Annotated in this window: 3 protein-coding genes and 1 pseudogene; 2 read left to right on the top strand and 2 right to left on the bottom strand. The window is 74.9% G+C overall.

Going from position 1 to position 2,856, the window contains the following annotated elements; translation table 11 throughout:
* Positions 1 to 273: 273 nt before the first annotated feature.
* Positions 274 to 843, top strand: a complete 570-nt coding sequence (locus tag FRZ03_RS17040) for a DUF1707 and FHA domain-containing protein (protein WP_146466008.1) — start codon at positions 274 to 276, stop codon at positions 841 to 843.
* A gap of 83 nt (positions 844 to 926) precedes the next feature.
* Entirely contained in the window at positions 927 to 1,322 is a 396-nt protein-coding gene (locus FRZ03_RS17045) for an SSI family serine proteinase inhibitor (RefSeq protein WP_146466009.1), read from the top strand.
* A gap of 9 nt (positions 1,323 to 1,331) precedes the next feature.
* On the opposite strand, the gene FRZ03_RS17050 is transcribed toward FRZ03_RS17045, so the two are convergent.
* Both FRZ03_RS17050 and FRZ03_RS40350 read right to left on the bottom strand, forming a co-directional pair.
* Entirely contained in the window at positions 1,332 to 2,585 is a 1,254-nt protein-coding gene (locus FRZ03_RS17050) for a M14 family zinc carboxypeptidase (RefSeq protein WP_146466010.1), read from the bottom strand.
* Positions 2,586 to 2,710: 125 nt separating this feature from the next.
* Positions 2,711 to 2,856: pseudogene (locus tag FRZ03_RS40350) on the bottom strand (dihydrolipoyl dehydrogenase); the annotation flags it as partial.

Raw genomic sequence — 2,856 nt, forward strand, 5'->3', positions numbered from 1 at the left:
CAACGGGTGCGCCGCGCCCTCGCACTGGAGCGTCACTCGGTCTGCCTGCGGTGCCCACACCTCGAACTGCACGGACGGTTCCCCTTCGTCTGCTCACCGTGATGTCCCGCGTCCCCATCGTGCCGTCCGGACGATCAATCCGCTTTCGAATCGGGGCCTTTCCCCGCAGGTGTCGTGGAACGTTTCCCGGCGGTCCGCGCGGAAGTCCCCGCGCGTGGGCGCCGGTTCCCCGCTTTCTGGACACCCGACGCCCGCTGACCGACAATCACAAGCGTGACGTCGTCCTTCGAGTTCTCCACCTCCGCCGCCCCGGCCCCGGTGTCCGCGCGGCTGTCCGACGCGGAGCGGGAGAGGGCACTGGAGGTGCTGCGGGACGGGGTCGCCAAGGGCCGGCTGTCGCACGACACGTTCGTGCGCCGCATGGAACTGGTGCTCGGTGCGCGGCACGCCGACGAGATCGCCGTCCTCGTCGCCGACCTGCCCCGCGAGAACCGTTTCTCCCGCGCGGTGTTCGGCAGCGTCGAGGCGGTCTCCGGGTTCACGGTACGACTGCGCCGCGCCTGGCAGGCCGAGCGGCTGCCGAAGCTGCTGCTGCCCGCACCGGGGCACCCGCGTCCGCTGCGCATCGGCCGCGACCCCGGCAACGGGCTGCGGCTGACCCACGAGACCGTCTCCCGGGTGCACGCCGAACTCAGCCATCAGGGCGGCCTGTGGATCCTCAAGGATCTCGGCTCCACCAACGGCACCACCGTCAACGGCCGCCGGGTGATCGGCGCGGTCGTGGTCCGCGAGGGCGACCAGGTCGCCTTCGGGCGGGTGGCGTACCGGCTGGCGGTGGGCTGAGCGCCGTAACCGCGACCGGCCGCGATGGTTCGAACGGGTGACTCGCCCTGGGGCGCGCGGGACGTCCTGCCGATGCAACGGGCATGACGTACCTCACCAGAGCGACAGCGGCCGCGGGCGCACTCCTGGCGGCCGCCGGTCTCCTCGCCGCGGGTCCGGCCCGGGCGGCGTCCCACCCCTACGGCAACCGGCTGCACCTCACGGTCACCCGGGCCGGCGCCGCGCACGGCACGCTGCTGCGGTGCGCCCCGCCCCAGGGCCACCCGTACGCGGCCGAGGCCTGCGCCGAACTGGCGGCGGCCCGCGGCGACATCGACCGCGTCCCGGTCCGCAAGGTCTTCTGCCCGCGGATCTACTCCCCGGTCACCGCCACCGCGCGCGGCCACTGGAACGGACGGACCGTCGACTTCCGCAGGACGTACACCAACGCCTGCGAGCTGCGGGCGCGGACGGGTGCCGTCTTCGCCCTGGGGGACTGACCGGCGGGCTCACCGCTCCGCCTGCTCCCGGGCCTGCTGGGCGGCCAGCAGCACCGTGCGGGACTGGTGCTCCACCTGGTGGTCCAGCGGCACCCAGCGGGCCCGGAAGCGCTCGCCGAAGGCCTCCGACCAGGCGGCGACGAGCCGTTCCAGGCGCGGCGCCGCCCGGTCGTCGGTCTCCCGCAGCACCCGCAGCAGCATCGCGGCCGCCCGCAGCGGCAGCCGCCGTCCGAAGGCGTCCACGCTGCCCACGTACGCCATCGTCGTGCCGGCCGGCGGGGTGTGGGTCCAGTCCTCGGCCAGGCCCGGGATCAGTCCCAGCGCCCACCGGGCGGCCCGCAGCAGCGGCCCGTCCGCGCCGTCGAGGCGGGGCAGCGCCTCGGCGAGCACCCGCTCCACCTCCCGCGCGTCCCGCAGCAGCCGCTGGGCCAGTTGCCGCATCGCCGCCGCGGGGGCCGGGTGCGGCGCCGGGTCGTCCACCAGGTCACTGGCCCACATCGGCACCTCCACCACGGCGGTCAGCCCGCCGTAGCGGTGGGCGTGGTACCAGGTGCTGTTGCGGGCGTCGTCCGGCATGCTCGGGTAGGCGACGCCCGTCTCCGGCCCCGGCATCACGTGCACCCCCGGCCCCGAGGCCGGCCAGCCCGCCGCGTCCGAGGCGCCCGTCTCCACCGGGATGTGCAGCTGCGCCGCCGACTTGGCGAACGGTTCGGCGAGGCCGGGCACGTCCTTGGTCAACTGCACCCAGCTGCCGCCCAGATCGGTGCCGTGCAGGGTCACCTGGAGGTAGGGGCGCAGCTCGTCTATCACCCCGGTCAGGGCGCGGGTCTCGGGCGGCAGCCGGTCCGGGGGCAGCACGGAGGGCGACCACTCGGGCTGCTCGGCGCCCGTGGGCCGGTAGAAGCCGAGGTGGTAGTCGAGCAGGCTGCGCGGGGCCGGGGTGACGTGCAGGGCGGCGCCGTCCGGGTCCGCGCACAGCAGGAAGTGCCAGGAGGTGCCGGCGCGCAGCTCCCGTTCGGCGAGCACCCGCCGGGCCAGCGCCCGCAGGGTGGAGCCGCCGGCCGGTTCGTTGGCATGGGCTCCCGCCACCACCAGGACCGCCCGCCGCGCGTGTCCGACCGACAGCAGGTGCAGCGGCCGTCCCGCCCGGGAGAGGCCCACCTGCCGCAGCGCGCACAGCCCGGGTTCCTGAGCGGCCAACGCCTGTGCGGAGGCGACCAGTTCGGGAACGCTGGGATAGCGCGGCTCCGGCAGAAGACTCACCCCCGTTTGGTCCCACCCGGCTTCGCCCTCCCAGTCCCGCACGGCACGGGGTGGCTGTCAAGCATCCGGCTGGATACCCCGCGGGCAAGCGCCAACCGGAGTCCGCGCCACCGCATTCGCCGTGTTCAGCGCTGGTGCAGCCCCCGCCCCGCGAGCGTCAGGAACACCTCGCCCACCGCCTCCGAGAGTGTCGGGTGCGGGTGGATGTGCCGGGCCACATCGGCGGGTTCGGCGTCCCAGCCGACGATCAGCTGCCCCTGCGCGACCATCT

Source organism: Streptomyces misionensis (genome assembly GCF_007896895.1).
Classification (GTDB): domain Bacteria; phylum Actinomycetota; class Actinomycetes; order Streptomycetales; family Streptomycetaceae; genus Streptomyces; species Streptomyces misionensis_A.

What these genes read in the sequence shown, in the direction of transcription:
- FRZ03_RS17045 (WP_146466009.1), top strand. Translation starts at nt 927, where the DNA reads ATGACGTACCTCACCAGAGCGACAGCGGCCGCGGGCGCACTCCTGGCG.